This is a genomic window from Pseudomonas sp. I8001 (assembly GCF_013385345.1).
Classification (GTDB): domain Bacteria; phylum Pseudomonadota; class Gammaproteobacteria; order Pseudomonadales; family Pseudomonadaceae; genus Aquipseudomonas.
Genome location: NZ_JACAQC010000001.1, coordinates 26,365 through 45,019, shown reverse-complemented (window position 1 = coordinate 45,019; position 18,655 = coordinate 26,365). Strand labels below are relative to the sequence as shown.

At 62.8% G+C, this 18,655-nt stretch carries 14 protein-coding genes and 1 pseudogene; 11 read left to right on the top strand and 4 right to left on the bottom strand.

All coding sequences use genetic code 11. The annotated features are described in order from the left end of the window. Positions 1–65: 65 nt before the first annotated feature. The 11 genes and pseudogenes from HX839_RS00230 to HX839_RS00180 form a co-directional block, all read left to right on the top strand. A complete protein-coding gene (locus HX839_RS00230) occupies positions 66–347 on the top strand; it encodes a peptidylprolyl isomerase (RefSeq protein ID WP_003208024.1) in 282 nt (93 codons plus the stop codon). 140 nt (positions 348–487) lie between these two features. Next, positions 488–2,347 (top strand): extracellular solute-binding protein, encoded by a 1,860-nt coding sequence (locus tag HX839_RS00225; protein ID WP_003208022.1) that lies wholly within the window; start codon positions 488–490, stop codon positions 2,345–2,347. Further along, positions 2,347–3,408: a microcin C ABC transporter permease YejB gene (locus HX839_RS00220; RefSeq protein WP_003208021.1), complete on the top strand. Its 1,062-nt coding sequence runs from the start codon at positions 2,347–2,349 to the stop codon at positions 3,406–3,408. The genes HX839_RS00225 and HX839_RS00220 overlap by 1 nt, the downstream gene beginning before the upstream one ends. Then, positions 3,408–4,430 carry an ABC transporter permease gene (locus HX839_RS00215; protein ID WP_003208019.1) on the top strand — a complete coding sequence of 341 codons (1,023 nt, stop codon included), beginning with the start codon at positions 3,408–3,410 and terminating at the stop codon, positions 4,428–4,430. Before HX839_RS00220 ends, HX839_RS00215 begins: the two co-directional genes overlap by 1 nt. Positions 4,431–4,441: 11 nt before the next feature. Then, the gene (locus HX839_RS00210; protein WP_087694187.1) at positions 4,442–6,013 is read left to right on the top strand and encodes an ABC transporter ATP-binding protein; all 1,572 of its coding nucleotides are present in this window, start codon (positions 4,442–4,444) and stop codon (positions 6,011–6,013) included. Continuing rightward, positions 6,010–7,407 (top strand): sigma-54-dependent Fis family transcriptional regulator, encoded by a 1,398-nt coding sequence (locus HX839_RS00205; protein ID WP_177066572.1) that lies wholly within the window; start codon positions 6,010–6,012, stop codon positions 7,405–7,407. The genes HX839_RS00210 and HX839_RS00205 overlap by 4 nt, the downstream gene beginning before the upstream one ends. Positions 7,408–7,704: 297 nt before the next feature. Then, positions 7,705–9,096 carry a GntP family permease gene (locus tag HX839_RS00200; protein ID WP_003208013.1) on the top strand — a complete coding sequence of 464 codons (1,392 nt, stop codon included), beginning with the start codon at positions 7,705–7,707 and terminating at the stop codon, positions 9,094–9,096. Positions 9,097–9,103: 7 nt separating this feature from the next. After that, entirely contained in the window at positions 9,104–9,877 is a 774-nt protein-coding gene (locus HX839_RS00195) for a 3-hydroxybutyrate dehydrogenase (RefSeq protein WP_177028300.1), read from the top strand. A gap of 108 nt (positions 9,878–9,985) precedes the next feature. Further along, the gene (locus tag HX839_RS00190; protein WP_177066571.1) at positions 9,986–11,944 is read left to right on the top strand and encodes an acetoacetate--CoA ligase; all 1,959 of its coding nucleotides are present in this window, start codon (positions 9,986–9,988) and stop codon (positions 11,942–11,944) included. Between the two features lie 135 nt (positions 11,945–12,079). After that, positions 12,080–14,617, top strand: coding sequence for a PAS domain-containing protein (locus tag HX839_RS00185; protein WP_177019447.1), 2,538 nt, complete (start codon positions 12,080–12,082; stop codon positions 14,615–14,617). A gap of 27 nt (positions 14,618–14,644) precedes the next feature. Then, positions 14,645–14,935, top strand: a pseudogene (locus HX839_RS00180) (peptidylprolyl isomerase); the annotation flags it as partial. A gap of 116 nt (positions 14,936–15,051) precedes the next feature. On the opposite strand, the gene HX839_RS00175 reads toward HX839_RS00180, so the two are convergent. The 4 genes from HX839_RS00175 to HX839_RS00160 all read right to left on the bottom strand — a co-directional run bounded on the left by HX839_RS00175 (position 15,052) and on the right by HX839_RS00160 (position 18,641). Beyond that, a complete protein-coding gene (locus tag HX839_RS00175; RefSeq protein ID WP_177066570.1) occupies positions 15,052–15,960 on the bottom strand; it encodes a sugar kinase in 909 nt (302 codons plus the stop codon). A 129-nt stretch (positions 15,961–16,089) separates the two neighbouring features. Further along, the gene (locus tag HX839_RS00170; RefSeq protein WP_102369341.1) at positions 16,090–17,298 is read right to left on the bottom strand and encodes an amino acid deaminase; all 1,209 of its coding nucleotides are present in this window, start codon (positions 17,296–17,298) and stop codon (positions 16,090–16,092) included. Positions 17,299–17,307: 9 nt separating this feature from the next. Next, positions 17,308–18,072, bottom strand: a complete 765-nt coding sequence (locus tag HX839_RS00165) for an IclR family transcriptional regulator (RefSeq protein WP_003208002.1) — start codon at positions 18,070–18,072, stop codon at positions 17,308–17,310. A 179-nt stretch (positions 18,073–18,251) separates the two neighbouring features. Beyond that, complete coding sequence (locus HX839_RS00160; protein ID WP_003208000.1) at positions 18,252–18,641, bottom strand: RidA family protein; 390 nt, start codon at positions 18,639–18,641, stop codon at positions 18,252–18,254. Positions 18,642–18,655 lie beyond the last annotated feature (14 nt).

Below are 18,655 nucleotides of genomic sequence, written 5' to 3'. Positions count from 1 at the left end.
CTTTGCCAGGAAATAACCACCTGAATCCGGTACGCTCAGCATTTTTACCCAAGGAGATACCCCTCATGGCCAAAGCCACCGCCCGTCACATCCTCGTTGCCACCGAAGACAAGTGCAACGAACTGAAAGCGCAAATCGAAGGCGGCGCCGACTTCGCCGAAGTTGCCAAAGCCAACTCGTCCTGCCCGTCCAGCCGTCAAGGCGGCGACCTGGGTTCGTTCGGCCCGGGCCAAATGGTCAAGGAATTCGACACCGTCGTATTCAGCGCCCCGGTCAACACCGTGCAAGGCCCAGTGAAAACCCAGTTCGGTTATCACCTGCTGGAAGTAACCAGCCGTCAGGACTGATCCAGTCCGCGCTAATGTTTAAAACAACGGCCCGCCCTTTGGTGGGCCGTTGTGCATCTGTGACAGTGTGATGACTGGCGAGGCGTACGCGCATAGCGTACAAATCCCTTTACCTCTTCACCCGGCGCCCAAGGCTGATAATGCGAGTCGCTTTTTCTACCCTGTTTTGCTCCACCCTGGCCCTGTTGCTGGCCAGCACCGCCGTGATCGCCGCGCCGCAATCGGCATTGACCGTGTACGGCGAGCCGGCCAAATACCAACCCGGCTTCACCCATTTCGACTACGCCAACCCCAATGCCCCCAAGGGCGGCAGCCTGCGGCGTTCGGCGATCGAAATCGGGCGCTACGACCATGTACTGCCTTATGGCGACAAAGGCATCGGGGTCAGCCAGGTCGACGGCTGGCTGTATTCGCCCCTGGCCCTGCGTTCGCTGGACGAGCCCTACACGGTCTACGGCCTGGTGGCGGAAAAGATGGAGCGGTCAGACGACGGTCTGTCCCTGCGTTTCTACCTGAACCCCAAGGCGCGCTTCGCCGATGGCCAACCGATCACCGCCGAAGACGTGCGTTACTCCTTTGACCTGCTGATGACCCAGGGCAGCCTGCGCTACCGCACGCTGTTCGCCGACGTCAAACACGTCGAAGTCGAAGGCCCGCGCCAGGTGCGCTTCGATTTCGCAAGCAATGAAAACCGCACCCTGCCCCTGGATGTCGCGACCCTGCCGGTGTTCCCCGAGCATTGGTGGAAGACCCGCAACTTCGCCGACGGCGGCGGCTACGAGATTCCCCTCGGCAGCGGCCCCTACACCATCAGCAAGGTGGATGCCGGCAACACCATCACGTTCAAGCGTGACCCGAACTGGTGGGGCAAGGACCTGCCCATCAGCCGCGGCCTGTACAACTTCGATCACCTGAGCCTGGAATACTTCGGCGACACCGAAGTGGCGCGCCAGGTCCTGCGGGGCGGCGCCTATGACTTCAACCGCGAATTCTCTGCCACCGGCTACTCCATCGGCTACAACGGCCCGGCCCTCGATGATGGCCGCCTGCAACGCGCGCACCTGGCCAAGGAGGCACCGCAGCCGGCCCAGGGCTACGTGTTCAACGTGCAAAAACCGATGTTCAAGGACCGCCGCGTGCGCCAGGCCCTGGCCATGCTGTGGGACTTCGAGTGGGCCAACCGGCAGATGATGCGCAACATGTACATCCGCCAGCAGAGCTTCTTCTCCAACAGCCCGCTGGCGGCGACCCAACTACCGGATGCCCAGGAACTGGCGATTCTGGAACCTTTGCGCGGGCAGATTCCCGACGAAGTCTTCACCCAGGTGTTCAAGGCCCCCACCACCGACGGTACCGGGATGATCCGCGACAAGCAGCTGCAAGCCCTGGCCCTGCTGGAACAGGCCGGCTGGAAGCCCGACGGTGACAAGCTGGTGAATGCCGAGGGCGAGCCGCTGGAGTTCACCTTCCTCAACGCCCAGAACGGCCTTGAGCGCCTGTTGTTGCCGTACAAGCGCAACCTGGCGCAGATCGGCATCACCCTCAACATCCGCCGCATTGACTCCTCGCAATACGTCAACCGCCTGATGGCCCGGGACTACGACATGATCGTCACCGGCTTCCCGGTTACCACCTCGCCGGGGATGGAGCTGTACAACTACTTCGGTTCCGCCGCCGCGTTTGATACCGGCGCCAACAACTACATGGTGCTGAAAGACCCGGCCGTCGACAGCCTGATCAACGGCCTGGTCAAGGCTGATACCCAGTCGCTGATGCTCAGTTACGCCCACGCCCTGGACCGCGTGCTGCAATGGAATTACCTGTGGATCCCCAACTACTACCCGCCGGGCACCTCCGCCGCGTGGTGGAACCGCTTTGGCCGCCCGGCCGTGGAAGCCAAGACCGATGAGGCCCTGGAAACCTGGTGGGAAATCAGCCCCACGCCGCTGACCAATGAACAGATGAAAGCCGAACTGACCAAACGCCCGGGAGCCCGCTGATGTTTGCCTATATCGTGCGGCGCTTGCTGCTGATCATTCCCACCCTGGTGATTATCCTGCTGGTGAATTTCGTTATCGTGCAGGCCGCGCCCGGCGGGCCGGTGGAACAGGCCATCGCCCACCTGCAAGGCATCGGTGGCGGTGGCGTCGGCGGCTCGTCTGCCGAAAGCCTCAGCAGCGGTTCACGGGCCAGCCGAGGCCTGGACCCGAAACTGATCAAGGACATCGAAAAACAATACGGCTTCGACAAGCCCGCGCCGGAACGCCTGTGGCTGATGCTCAAGAGCTACGCCCAGTTGGACTTCGGCAACAGCTTCTTCCGTGGCAAAAGCGTGACCGACCTGATCCTCGAAAAGATGCCGGTGACCATTTCCCTCGGCCTGTGGGCCACCTTGATCACCTACCTGGTGTCGATCCCGCTGGGGATTCGCAAGGCGGTGCGCCATGGCAGCAGTTTTGATGTGTGGAGCAGCACCGCGATCGTGATTGGCTATGCGATGCCGGCGTTCCTGTTTGCGATGTTCCTGATCGTGGTGTTCGCCGGCGGCACTTCGTTGAACTGGTTCCCGGTGCGCGGGCTGGTCTCGGAAAACTTCGACCAGTTGAGCACCGTCGGCAAGATCGCCGATTACTTCTGGCACCTGGTACTGCCGGTCAGCGCCCTGGTGATCGGCGGCTTCGCCACCTTGACCATCCTCACGAAAAACTCGTTCCTCAATGAAATCACCCGCCAGTACGTGGTCACCGCCCGGGCCAAAGGCTTGAGTGAACGCCGGGTGCTTTACGGGCATGTGTTCCGCAACGCCATGCTGCTGGTGATCTCGGGGATTCCCCAGGCATTTATCGCGGTGTTCTTTGCCGGCTCGCTGCTGATCGAGGTGATCTTCTCCCTCGACGGCCTCGGTCGCATGAGCTACGAAGCTGCAGTTTCACGGGATTATCCGGTGGTGTTCGGTTCGTTGTTTATCTTCACGCTGTTTGGCCTTTTGATAAAACTCATCGGTGACCTCTGCTACACCCTGGTGGACCCGCGTATCGACTTCGCCGCGAGGAACGCCTGATGCTCAAGCTCTCTCCCGTGGCCCGTCGGCGCTTTGAACGCTTCAAGAAAAACCGCCGCGGCTGGTGGTCGCTGTGGCTGTTTATCGGCCTGTTTATCCTGACCCTCGGCGGCGAGTTGATCGCCAATGACAAACCCCTGGTGCTCAGCTACCAGAACGAGCTGTATTTCCCGGTGTTCAAGCGCTACACCGAGCAGGAGTTCGGCGGGCAACTGCCGTTCCAGGCGGATTACCGCAGTGAATACGTGCAGAACCTGATCAAGAAGGACGGTGGCTGGATGCTGTTTCCGCCAATCCCGTTCAGCGACGACACCCCCAACTATGAGCTGACCCGCCCTGCCCCCAGCCCGCCATCGAGCGTGAACTGGCTGGGCACCGATGACCAATCCCGCGACGTGCTGGCGCGGGTGATCTTCGGCGCCCGGGTGTCGATCCTGTTTGCCCTGGCCCTCACCGCCATCAGCGCCGCCATCGGCATCGCGGCCGGTGCGTTGCAGGGATATTACGGCGGCTGGGTCGACTTGCTCGGGCAACGAATATTGGAAGTGTGGTCCGGGCTGCCGGTGCTGTATCTGTTGATCATCCTGTCAGGGTTTGTCGAACCGAATTTCTGGTGGCTGCTGGGGATCATGGCGCTGTTTTCCTGGCTGGCCCTGGTGGACGTGGTGCGCGCCGAGTTCCTGCGGGGGCGCAACCTGGAGTACGTCAAGGCCGCGCGGGCGTTGGGCCTGGGGGACGGCAAGATCATCCGCCGGCATATCCTGCCGAACGCGATGACCGCTACCCTGAGCTACCTGCCGTTCATTTTGACCGGGGCGATTTCTACCCTGAGCGCCCTGGATTTCCTCGGTTTCGGCATGCCCGCCGGCAGCGCGTCATTGGGTGAGCTGATCGCCCAGGGCAAGCAGAACCTGCAAGCACCATGGCTGGGGCTGACCGCGTTTTTCACCCTGGCGCTGATCCTGTCGTTGCTGGTGTTTATCGGCGAGGCGTTGCGTGACGCCTTCGACCCACGCTCATGAAGGCCGTTGAGATGACTGAAAACCTGATCGAGATTCGCGACCTGAGTGTCGCCTTCAACGGCCAGACCGTGGTGCGCAAGCTGTGCCTGGACGTGCGCCCCGGCGAGTGCCTGGCGCTGGTGGGCGAGTCGGGTTCGGGCAAATCGGTGACCGCCCATTCGATCCTGCAACTGCTGCCCGAAGCCGGCACCGAAACCACCGGCTCGGTGCGCTATCGCGGCCAGGAACTGCTCGGCGCCTCGCCCGCCACCCTGCAAAAACTGCGGGGCAACCGGATTGCGATGATCTTCCAGGAGCCGATGACGTCCCTGAATCCGCTGCACAGCATCGAGAAGCAGATCGGCGAAACCCTGCTGTTGCACAAGGGCCTGGGCGGCAAACAGGCCCAGGCGCGGATCCTCGAATTGCTCGAACTGGTGGGCATCCAGAAGCCCCGGGAACGCCTCAAGGCCTACCCCCACCAACTCTCCGGCGGCCAGCGCCAGCGGGTGATGATCGCCATGGCCCTGGCCTGTGAACCGGAACTGCTGATTGCCGATGAGCCGACGACTGCACTGGATGTGACGGTGCAGCGCAAGATCCTGCTGCTGCTCAAGTCCCTGCAACAACGCCTGGGCATGTCGCTGCTGCTGATCAGCCACGACCTCAACCTGGTGCGCAGCATTGCCCAGCGGGTGTGCGTGATGAAGGCCGGGGAGATTGTCGAACAGGCGGATTGCGAAACCCTGTTCTGCGCCCCGCAGCACCCTTACAGCCGCCTGCTGCTGGATGCTGAACCGGCAGGCATCGTCTTGAACCACGAGGCGCGGGAGACGGTGTTGCAGGTGGATAACCTGAGTGTGCAGTTCCCGCTGGGCGGCGGGCTGTTCCGGCGCAAGCAGTACCTGCAAGCGGTGGATGGCATCAGCCTGGAGGTACAGCGCGGCAAGACACTGGGGATTGTCGGCGAGTCCGGCTCGGGCAAATCCACCCTGGGCCAGGCGATTCTGCGGCTGCTGGATTCCAGCGGCACGATTCGCTTCCAGGGCGAGGCCCTCGACGGCCTGACGCAAAAGCAGATGCAACCGTGGCGCAAGCAGATGCAGGTGGTGTTCCAGGACCCGTTCGGCAGCCTCAGCCCGCGGATGTCGGTGGCGCAGATCATCAGCGAAGGCCTGGAAGTGCATGCCCCGTGCAGCCTCAAGGACCGCGAAGCCCAAGTGATCCGCGTGCTGGAAGACGTGGGCCTGGACCCTGCCAGCCGCCATCGCTACCCCCATGAATTCTCCGGCGGCCAGCGCCAGCGCATCGCCATCGCCCGTGCGCTGGTGCTCAAGCCGGCGCTGATCCTGCTGGACGAACCCACCTCGGCGCTGGACCGTACCGTGCAGAAACAGGTGGTCGCCCTGCTGCTTGAGCTGCAGGAAAAGTACGGCCTGACGTACCTGTTTATAAGCCATGACCTCGCGGTGGTGCGGGCCCTGGCCCACGACATGATCGTGATCAAGGACGGCAAGGTGGTGGAACGCGGGCCCAGCGATGAAGTGTTTGCCGCGCCTCAACACCCTTACACCCGGGAACTCCTCGCGGCGGCGCACCCATGAGCACCACCGGCAGCCTCAAGGATTACCAATATGTTCGCGGCCTGGCGATCCAGTCGCTGTTCGAGATCATCGAGCAGTCCAGCGAAGGCACGGTGATTGTCGACGGTGACGCGAACATCGTCTGGATGAACGAGCGCTACGCGAAGCGCTTCGGCCTGAAAAGCGCCGACGAAGCCATCGGGCAACCCTGCGAGCAGGTGATTTCCAACAGCCTGTTGCGCCAGGTGGTGCGTAACGACCAGCCGATATTGCTGGATATTCAGGACACGCCCAAAGGCCCGCTGGTGGTGATGCGCCTGCCGATCCATGACGACGCCGGCAAGGTGATCGGCGCCATCGGGTTTGCGTTGTTTGATGAGCTGCGCAACCTGTCGCCGCTGATCGAGCGTTACCTGAGCATGCAGCGGGAACTGGCTTCCACTCGGTCGCTGCTGAGGTCGCGGCAGAGTAAATACAACTTCGCGCACTTTATCGGCACCAGCGCGGCCAGCCTGGAAGTCAAACGTCGGGCGCGGCGCAGTGCGAGTGCGGAGTCGCCTGTGTTGCTGCTGGGGGAAACCGGGACCGGCAAGGAGCTGCTGGCCCAGGCGATTCACGGTGCATCGCCTCGCGCCCATAAAGCTTTCGTCAGCATCAACAGCGCAGCCATCCCGCATGATTTGCTGGAGGCGGAATTCTTCGGCACCGCGCCCGGCGCATTTACCGGTGCCGACCGCAAGGGCCGCCCCGGCAAGTTGCAGATTGCCCAGGGCGGCACGCTGTTTCTGGATGAGATCGGCGACATGCCGCTACCACTGCAAAGCAAATTGCTGCGGGTGTTGCAGGAGAAAGAGTTCGAGCCGGTGGGCTCCAACGAGATGATCCACAGTGATGTGCGGGTGATTGCGGCCACGTCCATGGACCTGGAAGCGGCAATCAAGCGCGGGGAGTTTCGGGCGGACCTGTATTACCGGCTGAATGTGCTGCCGATCCAGGTGCCGCCGTTGCGCGCGCGGCTGGATGATTTGCCGGCGTTGAGCGAGGCGATTCTGGAGGAGTTGCGCAGCCAGCATGAGCTGGACCGCGAGGCCTTGGCGTTATTGGCGCAGCATGCGTGGCCGGGGAATATCCGCGAGCTGCGCAATGTGCTGGAGCGGGCGGCGCTGTTGAGTGATGACCTGGTGCTGGATGCCAGTGAAATTCGCGCAGCAATTGGTACATTCAGCCCGGTTGAGCAGAGTTCGGTAGAGACCGTTGAGGGCGAGAGTTTCAGCGCGGCCCGGGAGCGGTTTGATCGGCAGGTGATTGGGGCGGCGTTGAAGCACTGTGAGGGGAATGTGGTGGGGGCGGCGAAGCGGCTGGGGCTGGGTCGGTCGACCTTGTATAAGAAAATGGTTGCCTTGGGCATCGCCTAGTCTCCAAAAAGAGACAACAATCTCATATCAAAGACAATCGACTGTGGGAGCTGGCTTGCCTGCGATAGCAGTGGGTCAGCCAACACTTTCATCCGCTGACAAACCGCCATCGCAGGCAAGCCAGCTCCCACATTTGATCAGCGCCAGTCTCAAATCAGAGACAAACTTCAAAATTCAAACCTAAAAAAACAATATTATCTTTATATTTCAACAGGTTAATAACTTGGCACACATCTCGCTAAAGCCCCTCCCCACCGCCTCACCCCCACAAAAATAACAATCAGATGGAGACACACCATGAGTGTGATCATTGCCCTCGCCGCTCTGGCGCTGCTGATGCTGGCCGCCTACCGTGGCTACAGCGTCATCCTGTTCGCCCCCATCGCCGCCCTCGGCGCCGTGCTGCTCACCGACCCTTCCGCCGTCGCTCCCGCGTTCACCGGGGTGTTCATGGAGAAAATGGTCGGCTTCCTCAAGCTGTATTTCCCGGTATTCCTGCTCGGCGCGGTGTTCGGCAAGCTGATTGAAATCTCCGGTTTCTCGCGCTCCATCGTCGCCGCCGCGATCCAGTTGCTCGGCACCCGCCAGGCGATGCTGGTGATCGTGCTGGTGTGCGCCCTGCTGACCTACGGCGGCGTGTCGCTGTTCGTGGTGGTGTTCGCGGTGTACCCGTTTGCCGCCGAGATGTTCCGCCAAAGCAATATCCCCAAGCGCCTGCTGCCGGCGACCATCGCCCTCGGCGCGTTCTCGTTCACCATGGACGCCTTGCCCGGCACGCCGCAGATCCAGAACATCATCCCCAGCACCTTTTTCAACACCACCGCCTGGGCCGCGCCGTGGCTGGGGCTGATCGGCACGATCTTCGTGTTCTGCGCCGGCATGCTGTACCTGGCCCGCCAGCGCAACAAGGCCCAGCGCGCCGGTGAAGGCTATGGGACCGAGCTGCGCAACGAGCCGGAAACCGCCGAAGACATCAAGCTGCCCAACCCATGGATCGCCCTGTCGCCGCTGCTGCTGGTGGGCATCATGAACCTGCTGTTCACGCACTGGATTCCGCTGTGGTACGGCAAGACCCACACCCTCAGCCTGCCGGGCATGAGCGTGCCGGTGCAGACCGAAGTCGCCAAGCTCACGGCAATCTGGGCAGTGCAGGCGGCGTTGCTGGTGGGAATCATCGTAGTGCTGGTATTCGGCTTCTCGGCGATTCGCAGCAAGCTCGCCGAGGGCAGCAAGAGCGCGGTCAGCGGGGCATTGCTGGCGGCGATGAACACCGCTTCGGAATACGGTTTTGGTGCGGTGATCGCCTCGCTGCCGGGCTTCCTGGTGCTGGCGGACTGGCTCAAGGGCATTCCCAACCCATTGGTCAACGAAGCGATTACCGTGACCCTGCTGGCCGGTATCACCGGTTCCGCCTCGGGCGGCATGAGCATTGCGCTGGCGGCCATGTCGGAGAGCTTTATTTCAGCGGCCCATGCGGCCAATATCCCTCTTGAAGTACTGCACCGGGTCGCCGCCATGGCCAGTGGCGGCATGGACACCCTGCCCCACAACGGCGCCGTGATCACGCTGCTGGCGGTCACCGGGCTGACCCACCGCGAAGCCTATAAAGATATTTTCGGCATCACGATCATCAAGACCCTCGCGGTGTTCGTGGTGATTGGTACTTTCTACGCCACCGGCATTGTGTGAGGTTGATATGACGACATTGAACGGCAAGACCGCCCTGGTCACCGGTTCCACCAGCGGCATCGGCCTGGGCATCGCCCTGAGCCTGGCCAAGGCCGGCGCCAACCTGATCCTCAACGGCTTCGGCGATGCCAGCGCGGTGATCGCCCAGGTGCAGGCCTTCGGCGGCAAGGTCGGGCATCATCCGGCCGACGTCAGCGACCCGGCGCAGATCGCCGAGATGATCGCCTACGCCGAGCGCGAGTTTGGCGGCATCGACATTCTGGTGAACAACGCCGGGATCCAGCATGTGGCGCCGGTGGACGAATTCCCGGTGGAGCGCTGGGATTCGATCATTGCGATCAACCTGTCGTCGGTCTTCCACAGCACGCGTTTGAGCCTGCCGGGCATGAAAGCCAAGGGTTGGGGACGGATCGTCAATATCGCCTCGGTGCATGGGCTGGTGGGTTCGGTGGGCAAGGCGGCTTACGTCGCTGCCAAGCACGGGGTGATCGGGCTGACCAAGGTGGTGGGCCTGGAGACCGCCCAGAGTAATGTCACCTGCAATGCCATCTGCCCGGGCTGGGTGCTGACGCCGCTGGTGCAGAAGCAGATTGATGACCGGATTGCCAGCGGGATTGACCCGCAGCAGGCGCAGCAGGATTTGCTGGCGGAGAAGCAGCCGTCGCTGGAGTTCGTGACACCGCCGCAATTGGGGGAGCTGGTGCTGTTCCTGTGCAGCGAAGCCGGCAGCCAGGTGCGGGGCGCGGCGTGGAATATCGACGGTGGCTGGCTGGCCCAGTAAACGACGATTCCCAAGACACCGCAGCTCAAATGTGGGAGCGAGCAAGCCCGCTCCCACATTTTGATCGGTGTCGTTAGATAGATCAGATAATAAAAAAGAGATTTCCTTATGTCCGAAATACTCTGGCAACCCTCCCCCGAACGCATCCACAACACCCGGATGGACCAGTTCCGGCGCTTCATCAATGATCGCCATGCCTTGCAGATCGGCGACTACCCGGCCCTGCACCAGTGGAGCATCGACCAGCGCCCGGACTTCTGGCAGTCGATTGTCGAGTTTTTTGAGGTGCAGTTCCGCACGCCGCCCAGCGCGGTGCTGATCGAAGACGCCGAGATGCCCAGCGCCCAGTGGTTTCCCGGCGCTACCCTGAACTTTGCCGAACACCTGCTGCGCCGCCGCGACGATCACCCCGCCGTAGTCGCGATCAGCGAAGACGGCCAGCGCGAACAACTGACCTACGCCGAACTGGCCCGCCACGTCGCCGGCCTGCAACGCAGCCTGCGTTCCGCCGGTGTGAGCGTGGGGGACCGGGTCGCCGCGTGCATGCCCAATACCTGGCAAACCCTGGTGGGCATGCTCGCCACCACCAGCCTCGGCGCCATCTGGTCGTGCTCCTCGCCGGACTTCGGCACCCAGGGCGTGATCGACCGCTTCGGCCAGATCGAACCCAAGGTGCTGATCACCTGCGCCGGTTACCGCTACGCCGGCAAGGTCATCGACCAAAGCAGCAAGCTCAATGAAATCCTCGAACGGCTGCCGTCCCTGCAACAATTGATCATCGTGCCGTATGCCCGCCCGCAGGCGCGTCCCGAGGATTATCAGACCCGGGCCCACGTCGCACTCTGGGACGACTTCTACAGCCCCGGCGGTGAGCCCGATTTCGTCGCCGTGCCCTTCGATCAGCCCCTGTACATCCTCTATTCCAGCGGCACCACCGGCGTGCCCAAGTGCATCATCCACGGCACCGGCGGCGTGCTGCTCACCCACCTCAAGGAGCACGGCCTGCACGCCGACCTGTCGCGGGACGACTGCCTGTTCTACTACACCACCTGCGGCTGGATGATGTGGAACTGGCTGGTATCGGTACTGGCCATCGGCGCCACGGCGGTGCTGTATGACGGCTCGCCGTTTCACCCCGGGCCGGAACGCCTGATGGACCTGATCGACCAGGAAAAAATCAGCGTGTTCGGCACCAGCCCCAAGTTCCTTGCCACCCTGGAGAAAGCCGGGCTGCAACCGCGGCTGAGCCATGATCTGGGCAGCCTCAAGGGCCTGATTTCTACCGGCTCGCCGCTGTCGCCCCAGAGCTACGACTACGTGTACCGCGAGATCAAGCCCGAGGTGTGCCTGTCGTCGATGTCGGGCGGCACCGACATCGTGTCCTGCTTCGTGATCGGCAACCCGGTGCTGCCGGTGCGCCGTGGCGAGATGCAGTGCAAGAGCCTGGCAATGGCTATCGAAGTGTGGGACGACCAGGGCCACCCGCTGGTGGGCGAAAAAGGCGAACTGGTGTGCACCCGGCACTTCCCGGCAATGCCCATCGGCCTGTGGAATGACCCGCACCAGGAAAAACTGCGGGCCTCGTATTTCAGCCAGTTCCCGGGCGTGTGGGCCCAGGGCGACTACGCCGAACAGCGACCCAATGGCAGCTTGCTGATCCATGGCCGCTCGGACGCCGTGCTCAACCCCGGCGGCGTGCGCATCGGCACCGCAGAGATCTATCGCCAGGTGGAAAAAGTGCCTCAGGTCCTGGAAAGCCTGGCCATCGGCCAACGCTGGCAGGATGACGTGCGGGTGGTGCTGTTTGTGCGCCTCAACGATGGCATCGAACTGGACGACGGCCTGGAGCAGCAGATCCGCCAAGTGATCCGCGCCAACACCACGCCGCGCCACGTGCCGGCGAAGATCCTCGCGGTGACGGATATCCCGCGCACCATCAGCGGCAAGATCGTCGAGCTGGCGGTGCGCAACGTGGTGCATGGCGAGGCGGTCAAGAACACCGACGCACTGGCCAACCCCGAGGCGCTGGAGCAATTTCGTGATCGCCCGGAGCTGGCAGAAAGATGAAACGTTTTAGCCTTTAAGCACTCATTTGAAGACAAACCCCTCAAGCATGCTATTTTTCGAGGGTGGAAAGCCGGCCCCGGGTCGCGGGATAATCGGCTTTTGTCATTCTTCAAGCGTTACGCGCAGGGCATTTACATGAACGTATCACCCACCGGCAGCGAGGCCGCAGCACTGATTGCGCGGCTGGACTGGGCACGAAGCCCCCTCGGTGACGCCATTGATTGGCCGCAAAGTCTCCGTACAGCCGTCGACATCGTGATCCATTCACCGATGCCGATGCTGTTGCTGTGGGGTGCCGAACTCACCCAGATCTACAATGACGGCTTCGCAATGCTGGCCGGCAACAAGCACCCGGCCGCCTTCGGCCAACCGGCTGACCTGATCTGGCCTGAGCTCAAGCCGTTTACCGACCCGATCTACAGCGCCGTCCTCATGGGCCAGGTGCGCACCTTCACCGAGCAGCGTTTCGTCCTGCAGCGCAACGACCGCGACACCGAGATCTGGCTCGACCTGACCTACAGCCCGATCCGCGACGAACGTGGCGAGGTCGCCGGGATCCTGATCACCGCCATCGAAACCAACGAGCGCCGGCGCATCGCCCTGGAACTGCAGCAGCGCACCGAGAACAGCCTCAAGGCCCAGCGCAACACCGAGCAGCGCCTGCAGTTGGCCCTGGCCGCCACCGATGCCGTGGGCACCTGGGACTGGGATATCGGCGAAGACCGCTTTATCGCCGACGCCCATTTCGCCCAATTGCACGGTGTTGACCCGTGCGACGCCGACCTGCTGCCCATCAGCGACTACCTGCAAGGCGTGCACCCCGAAGACCGTGGCATGGTGGCCCGCAGCATCAAGCACTGCATCACCCACGGCACCGAGTACGCCGAGGAATACCGCCTGCAGCGCGCCGACGGCGAAGTGCGCTGGGTGTTTGCCCGGGGCCGCTGCTACAAGGACCACCATGGCCGACCGGCGCGTTTTCTCGGCGCCGCCCTCGACCTGACCGAACGCAAGCACACCGAACAGGCCCTGCGCCAAAGCCAGACCGAGCTGCAACTGATCATCAACGCCATGCCGGTGTTGATCGGTTATGTCGACCACGAGCAGCGTTTTCGCCTGAACAACAGTGCCTACCTGGACTGGTACGGCATGACCCCGCAGGAGCTGTACGGCAAGAGCATCCGCGAAGTCGTGGGCGACGAAATCTATGCCGGGCGCGTCGACAAGATCGAGGCGGCACTCAAGGGCAAGGCCTGCAGTTTTGTCACCGTCACCCCGCACCATGACGGGCGGCCACGCCACGCGCTGATGAAGTACCTGCCGCGTTTCAGCGCTGACGGCTCAGTCAACGGTTTCTATATTTTTGTAATCGACGAGACCGAGCGCAAACTGACCGAAGAAGCCCTGCGCCACCTCAACGAAAACCTCGAAGAGCGCGTCAGCCAGCGCACCCAGGCCCTGGCCGAAGCCAACCAGCGCCTGCAAAACGAGATGTTCGAGCGCGAGCGTGCCGAAGACGCCCTGCGCCATGCCCAGAAGATGGAAGCGGTCGGCCAGCTCACCGGCGGCATCGCCCATGACTTCAACAACATGCTCACCGGGATCATCGGCAGCCTGGACCTGATGCAACGCTATATCGCCGCCGGGCGCAGCGACGAGATCGGCCGTTTCACCGACGCCGCCGTATCCTCGGCTCATCGCGCCGCTGCGCTGACCCATCGCCTGCTGGCCTTCTCCCGCCGCCAATCCCTGGACCGCAAGCCGGTCGACCCGAATCAATTGGTGGCGTCCCTGGAAGACCTGTTCCGCCGCACCAAGGGCGCGCACATCGAACTCAAGGTGCAACTGGGCACCGACGTGTGGCCGGTGAACACCGACGCCAGCCAGCTGGAAAACGCCCTGCTCAACCTGGTGATCAACGCCCGCGATGCGATGCCCGACGGTGGGCAATTGTGCATCGAGACCGCCAACAGCTACCTCGACGGCACCGACATCACCACCCTGGAACCGGTCAAGGCCGGCGACTATGTGATGCTCGGCGTGAGCGACAACGGCGCCGGCATGACCGCGAAAATCCTCGCCAAGGCCTTCGACCCGTTCTTCACCACCAAGCCCATCGGCCAGGGTACCGGCCTTGGGCTGTCGATGATCTATGGGTTTGCACAGCAATCCGGCGGCCACGTGACCATCCAAAGCGAACCGGGCCAGGGCACCTGCGTGCGCCTGTACCTGCCGCGCCTGCATGGCACGGCACTGGAGCGGACCACACCCGCTACCCAGGGCGAAGCCCCGGTGGCGCTAGAAGGCGAAGCCGTGGTGGTGGTCGAGGACGACCCGGCAGTGCGGATGCTGGTGGTGAATGTGCTGGATGAACTGGGCTACACCGCACACCAGGCGGCGGATGCACGGGCGGCGCTGCCGTTGCTGGAGTCCGACTTGCGCGTGGATTTGCTGGTGACTGATGTGGGCTTGCCGGGGATGAACGGCAGGCAACTGGCGGAAATCGCCCGGCAACACCGGCCGGACCTGAAGGTGCTGTTCATGACCGGTTACGCCGAGAAAGCCGCCGAGCGCCAGGGGTTCCTGGAGGAAGGCATGGACATGGTGGCCAAGCCGTTTTCGATTGACCTGCTGGCCAACAAAATCCGCAGCATGATCAGCTCAGAGGCCTGACTTCAGGCATAATCGCGCGCCGTTTCACATCAGGACCGATCAATGAAAGCCCAAGCCCGTCACATTCTGGTGAAAACCAGTGAGGAAGCCGAACAGCTCAAGCAGCGTATTGCCAAGGGCGAAGCGTTTGATGTGTTGGCCAAGAAGTACTCCACCTGCCCTTCCGCCAAGCGCGGCGGTGATTTGGGTGAAGTGCGGCCGGGGCAGATGGTGGGGGTGATTGATGCGGTGATCTTCAAGAAGCCCGTGAAGCTGGTTCATGGGCCGATCAAGAGCAAGTTCGGGTATCACCTGGTGCAAGTGTTTTACCGCGATTGATGGCTGATCGTTCCCACGCTCCGCGTGGGAATGCCTCACCTGACGCTCTGCGTCCGCTCTTGGGACGCAGAGCGTCCCTGGCTGCATTCCCACGCGGAGCGTGGGAACGATCAGCGTTAGTCTCGGGGAATAAGTGCACCCGGCACCTGAATCACCCGGCTCGCCAGCCGATGCCCGGCCAAGGCTGCTTCCTGCGGCGAGCCGCCCTTGAGCCGACTGGCCAGGTACGCCGCACTGAACGAATCCCCCGCCGCCGTAGTGTCGACCACCTTCTCCACCACCAGCGCCGGCACCTCGAACCGCTCCCCCTCACAGCGAATCAAACACGCATCCGCCCCGCGCTTGAGCACCACCTCGGCAATCGTCGGGTACGCCGCAAACACCTGCTCGCTGTCTTCATAGCCGAACAACGCCCGTTCGTCATCCTCGGTCAGCAAGGCGATATCCACCTCGGCCAACACCGCGTGATACGCCGCGCGTGCGGCGTCCACGCTGGCCCACAGGCGTGGCCGGTAGTTGTTGTCGAACACCACCTTGCCGCCGCGCTTGCGGGTTTCGATCAGGGTTTCCAGCAGGCGCGCACGGCCCACTTCGCCCAGCACCGCCAGGGTGATGCCGCTGAAATACACCACGTCGTACGTCGGCAACGCTGCCAGGATCGGCTCGGCCGCCGGTGTGGTGAAGCAGTCGCGCACGGCCGCTTCATTGCGCCAGTAGAGGAATTTGCGCTCGCCGTTGGCATCGGTCTGGATGCAGTACAAACCCGGCAGGCGCCCGGGCAGGCGCTGGACCATGCCCAGGCCCAGGCCTTCTTCGGCCCAGTGCTTGCACATGGCATCGCTGAAGCTGTCATCGCCCAGGGCGGTGACGTAGTCGACGGTGCTCGGTTCACCCAGTTCGCGGCGCAGGTAGACGGCGGCGTTCAGGGTGTCGCCGCCGAAGCTTTGTTGCAGGCTGCCGTCGGCGCGGTGTTGCAGTTCGATCATGCATTCGCCGATCAGGGCGATGCGCGGTTTTGTGTTCATGCCTGGGGTCTCTCGATGTACTGGAGGGCCTCTTCGCGAGCAAGCCCGTTCCCACATTTGAATGCATTTCAACTGAAGGAACTCGGTCGAATGTGGGAGCGGGCTTGCTCGCGAAAGGCGCGACTCGGTCTAGAAGCAGGTATGCAGGCTTTCGATCACCTGCAATTGCTCATCCACCAGATTACCCACTTGCCACTTGTCGAAGGTCAGGCACGGGTGGGATGTGCCGAAGGAGATGATGTCGCCAATGCGCAGCTCAACCCCCGGTGCGACGACCATGAACGCATGCTGGTCCATCACGGCGGTGACCTTGCACGCGGTCACGTCATCACCCTCGGCTGGCAGCACGCCAGCCTTGTAGCGCTTGAGCGGCACCGGCAGGCCGGCGTCGTAGGCGACGTCGCGCTTGCCCAGGGCGATCACCGCGAAGCCCGGCTCCGGCAGCGACTGCACATGGGCCCAGACTTCCAGCGCCGGGCGCAGGCCTTCGTTGAGGTCGCTGCGACGGTCGAGTACGCAGCACTGCGCGTCTTTGTAGATGCCGTGGTCGTGAGCCACGTAGCTGCCCGGGCGCAATACGCTGAGGAAGCGACCGGCGGCGTTCTGGGCTTCGAAGGATTCGGCAATCAGGTCGTACCAGGCCGAACCCGAGGCGGTAATGATGGGCTTGGCCAGGTCGAAGGCGCCGCTGTTTTGCAGGTCGACGGCCAGGCGTACCAGGGAGGCGGCGAATTCGCGGATGCCACTGATGGCGTGCTCACCATGGATCACCCCTTCGTAGCCTTCGATGCCGGTGAGGGCCAGCGCAGGCTGGGCCTTGATCGCCTTGGCCAGGTCGAGCACCTGTTGTTCGGTGCGGCAACCGCAACGCCCGCCGACCACGCCGTATTCGATCATCACGTTCAAGCGCAGGCCACGGGCGGCGAAGAACAGGCCCAGGTCGGCGACGTTGTCCGGGTGGTCGACCATGCAGTGGAAGTCGAATTCGGGGTCGGCCAGCAGGTCGGCGATCAGCGCCATGTTCGGCGCGCCCACCAGTTGGTTGGCCATCAACACCCGGCGAACCCCACCGGCGTACGCAGCGCGGGTCTGCACGGCGTTGGCCAGGGTGATGCCCCATGCGCCCTGCTCGATCTGCCGCTGGAACAGCGCGGGCATCATGCTGGTCTTGCCGTGAGGCGCCAATTGCGCACCGCTGTTGCTGACGAAATCCTGCATCCAGCGGATGTTGTGTTCCAGGGCGTCGCGGTGCAACACCAGGGCCGGCAGGCTGACGTCACGGACCAGATGTGCACCGACGGCGGCGGCGCCTTTTTCAACGGCATTGAAGGCAGACATAAGGGTTTCCTATTCGTTGATGCGACGGGCCAGGTTGTTCGCACTGTCGATCAGCACCCGGCGGTAGTCGTTGTAGTTTTTGATCGCATCGGCCCGTGGGGCGACGATGCACAGGGTCGCAATGCTGATGCCTTGGGCGTCCCGGACCGGGGCGGCAAAGCAGTGGGTAAAGGTGTCGGCGACACTGTCGAAGGAGAAGAATCCGTCGAGAGTGGCCTGACGGATTTGCCCGAGGAAGGTTTCCAGAGGCAGGCGTTGGCCGTCCGGGAGGATGAAGTCGTCGTAGTCGATCAGGTCGATGATTTGCTGGTCGCTCAGGTGGCCCAGCAGCAGGCGGCCGGAGGCGGTCCAGGGGATCGGCGCGTTCTCGCCGATGTCTGAGGAAATGCGGAAATGCCGCTCGCCTTCGCGCATCAGGGCCACGGTGTATTTGCGGCCATTGAGCAGGCACATCTGGGCGGTTTCGTGGGTTTGGCTGACGATTTCCTGCAGGGCGTGGTCGGCTTCGCGGGTCAGGTCGAAATGGCGCAGGTGGGCCTGGCCGAGGAAGTACAGCTGACGGCCGAGGTAGACGTGACCGTCCTTGCCGACGGTTTCGAGGATGCGCCGTTCCAGCAGCGAGGCCACCAATTCGTAGACCGTGGATTTGGGGCTACCGATGCCGCTGGCGATGTCATTCGGGCGCAGGGGCTGGCCGATTTCCTTGAGGAAATCGAGGATATCGAACGCCCGGTCGAGGCCTTTGGCGCGGCGTTTGATGGTGTCTTCGGTCATGGCAGTTTCGGGTCCCGTCAAAGGCTTAAAATCGCAGTAGATGAGTCCTCTGTGGCGAGGGAGCTTGCTCCCGCTGGAGTGCGAAGCGCTCCCGTTTTTTTGGGGCCGCTACGCAGCCCAGCGGGAGCAAGCTCCCTCGCCACAAACGAGTTTCATCACTGCAAGTTGCGGTCGATCATTTAGCCTTTTTTCTTGTAGGCCACGCAATCGATCTCAACCTTGCAATCGACCATCATGTTCGCCTGCACACACGCCCGCGCCGGAGCATGTTCCGGGTTGAAGTATTCGCCGAAGACTTTGTTGAAGCTCCAGAAGTCCCGTGGGTCTTCCAGCCATACACCGACGCGCACCACGTCTTCAAGGGCGTAGCCGGCTTCTTCGAGAATCGCCACCACGTTGCGCATGGTCTGGTGGGTCTGCTCGACGATCCCGCCCGTGATGATTTCACCGTCCACCGCCGGCACCTGGCCCGACACGTACAACCAGCCATCTGCTTCCACCGCGCGGGCGAAAGGACGAGGCTGGCCGCCGCCTGCAGTGGCGCCGGTGCCGTAACGAGTAATGCTCATAATGGATCTCCTGA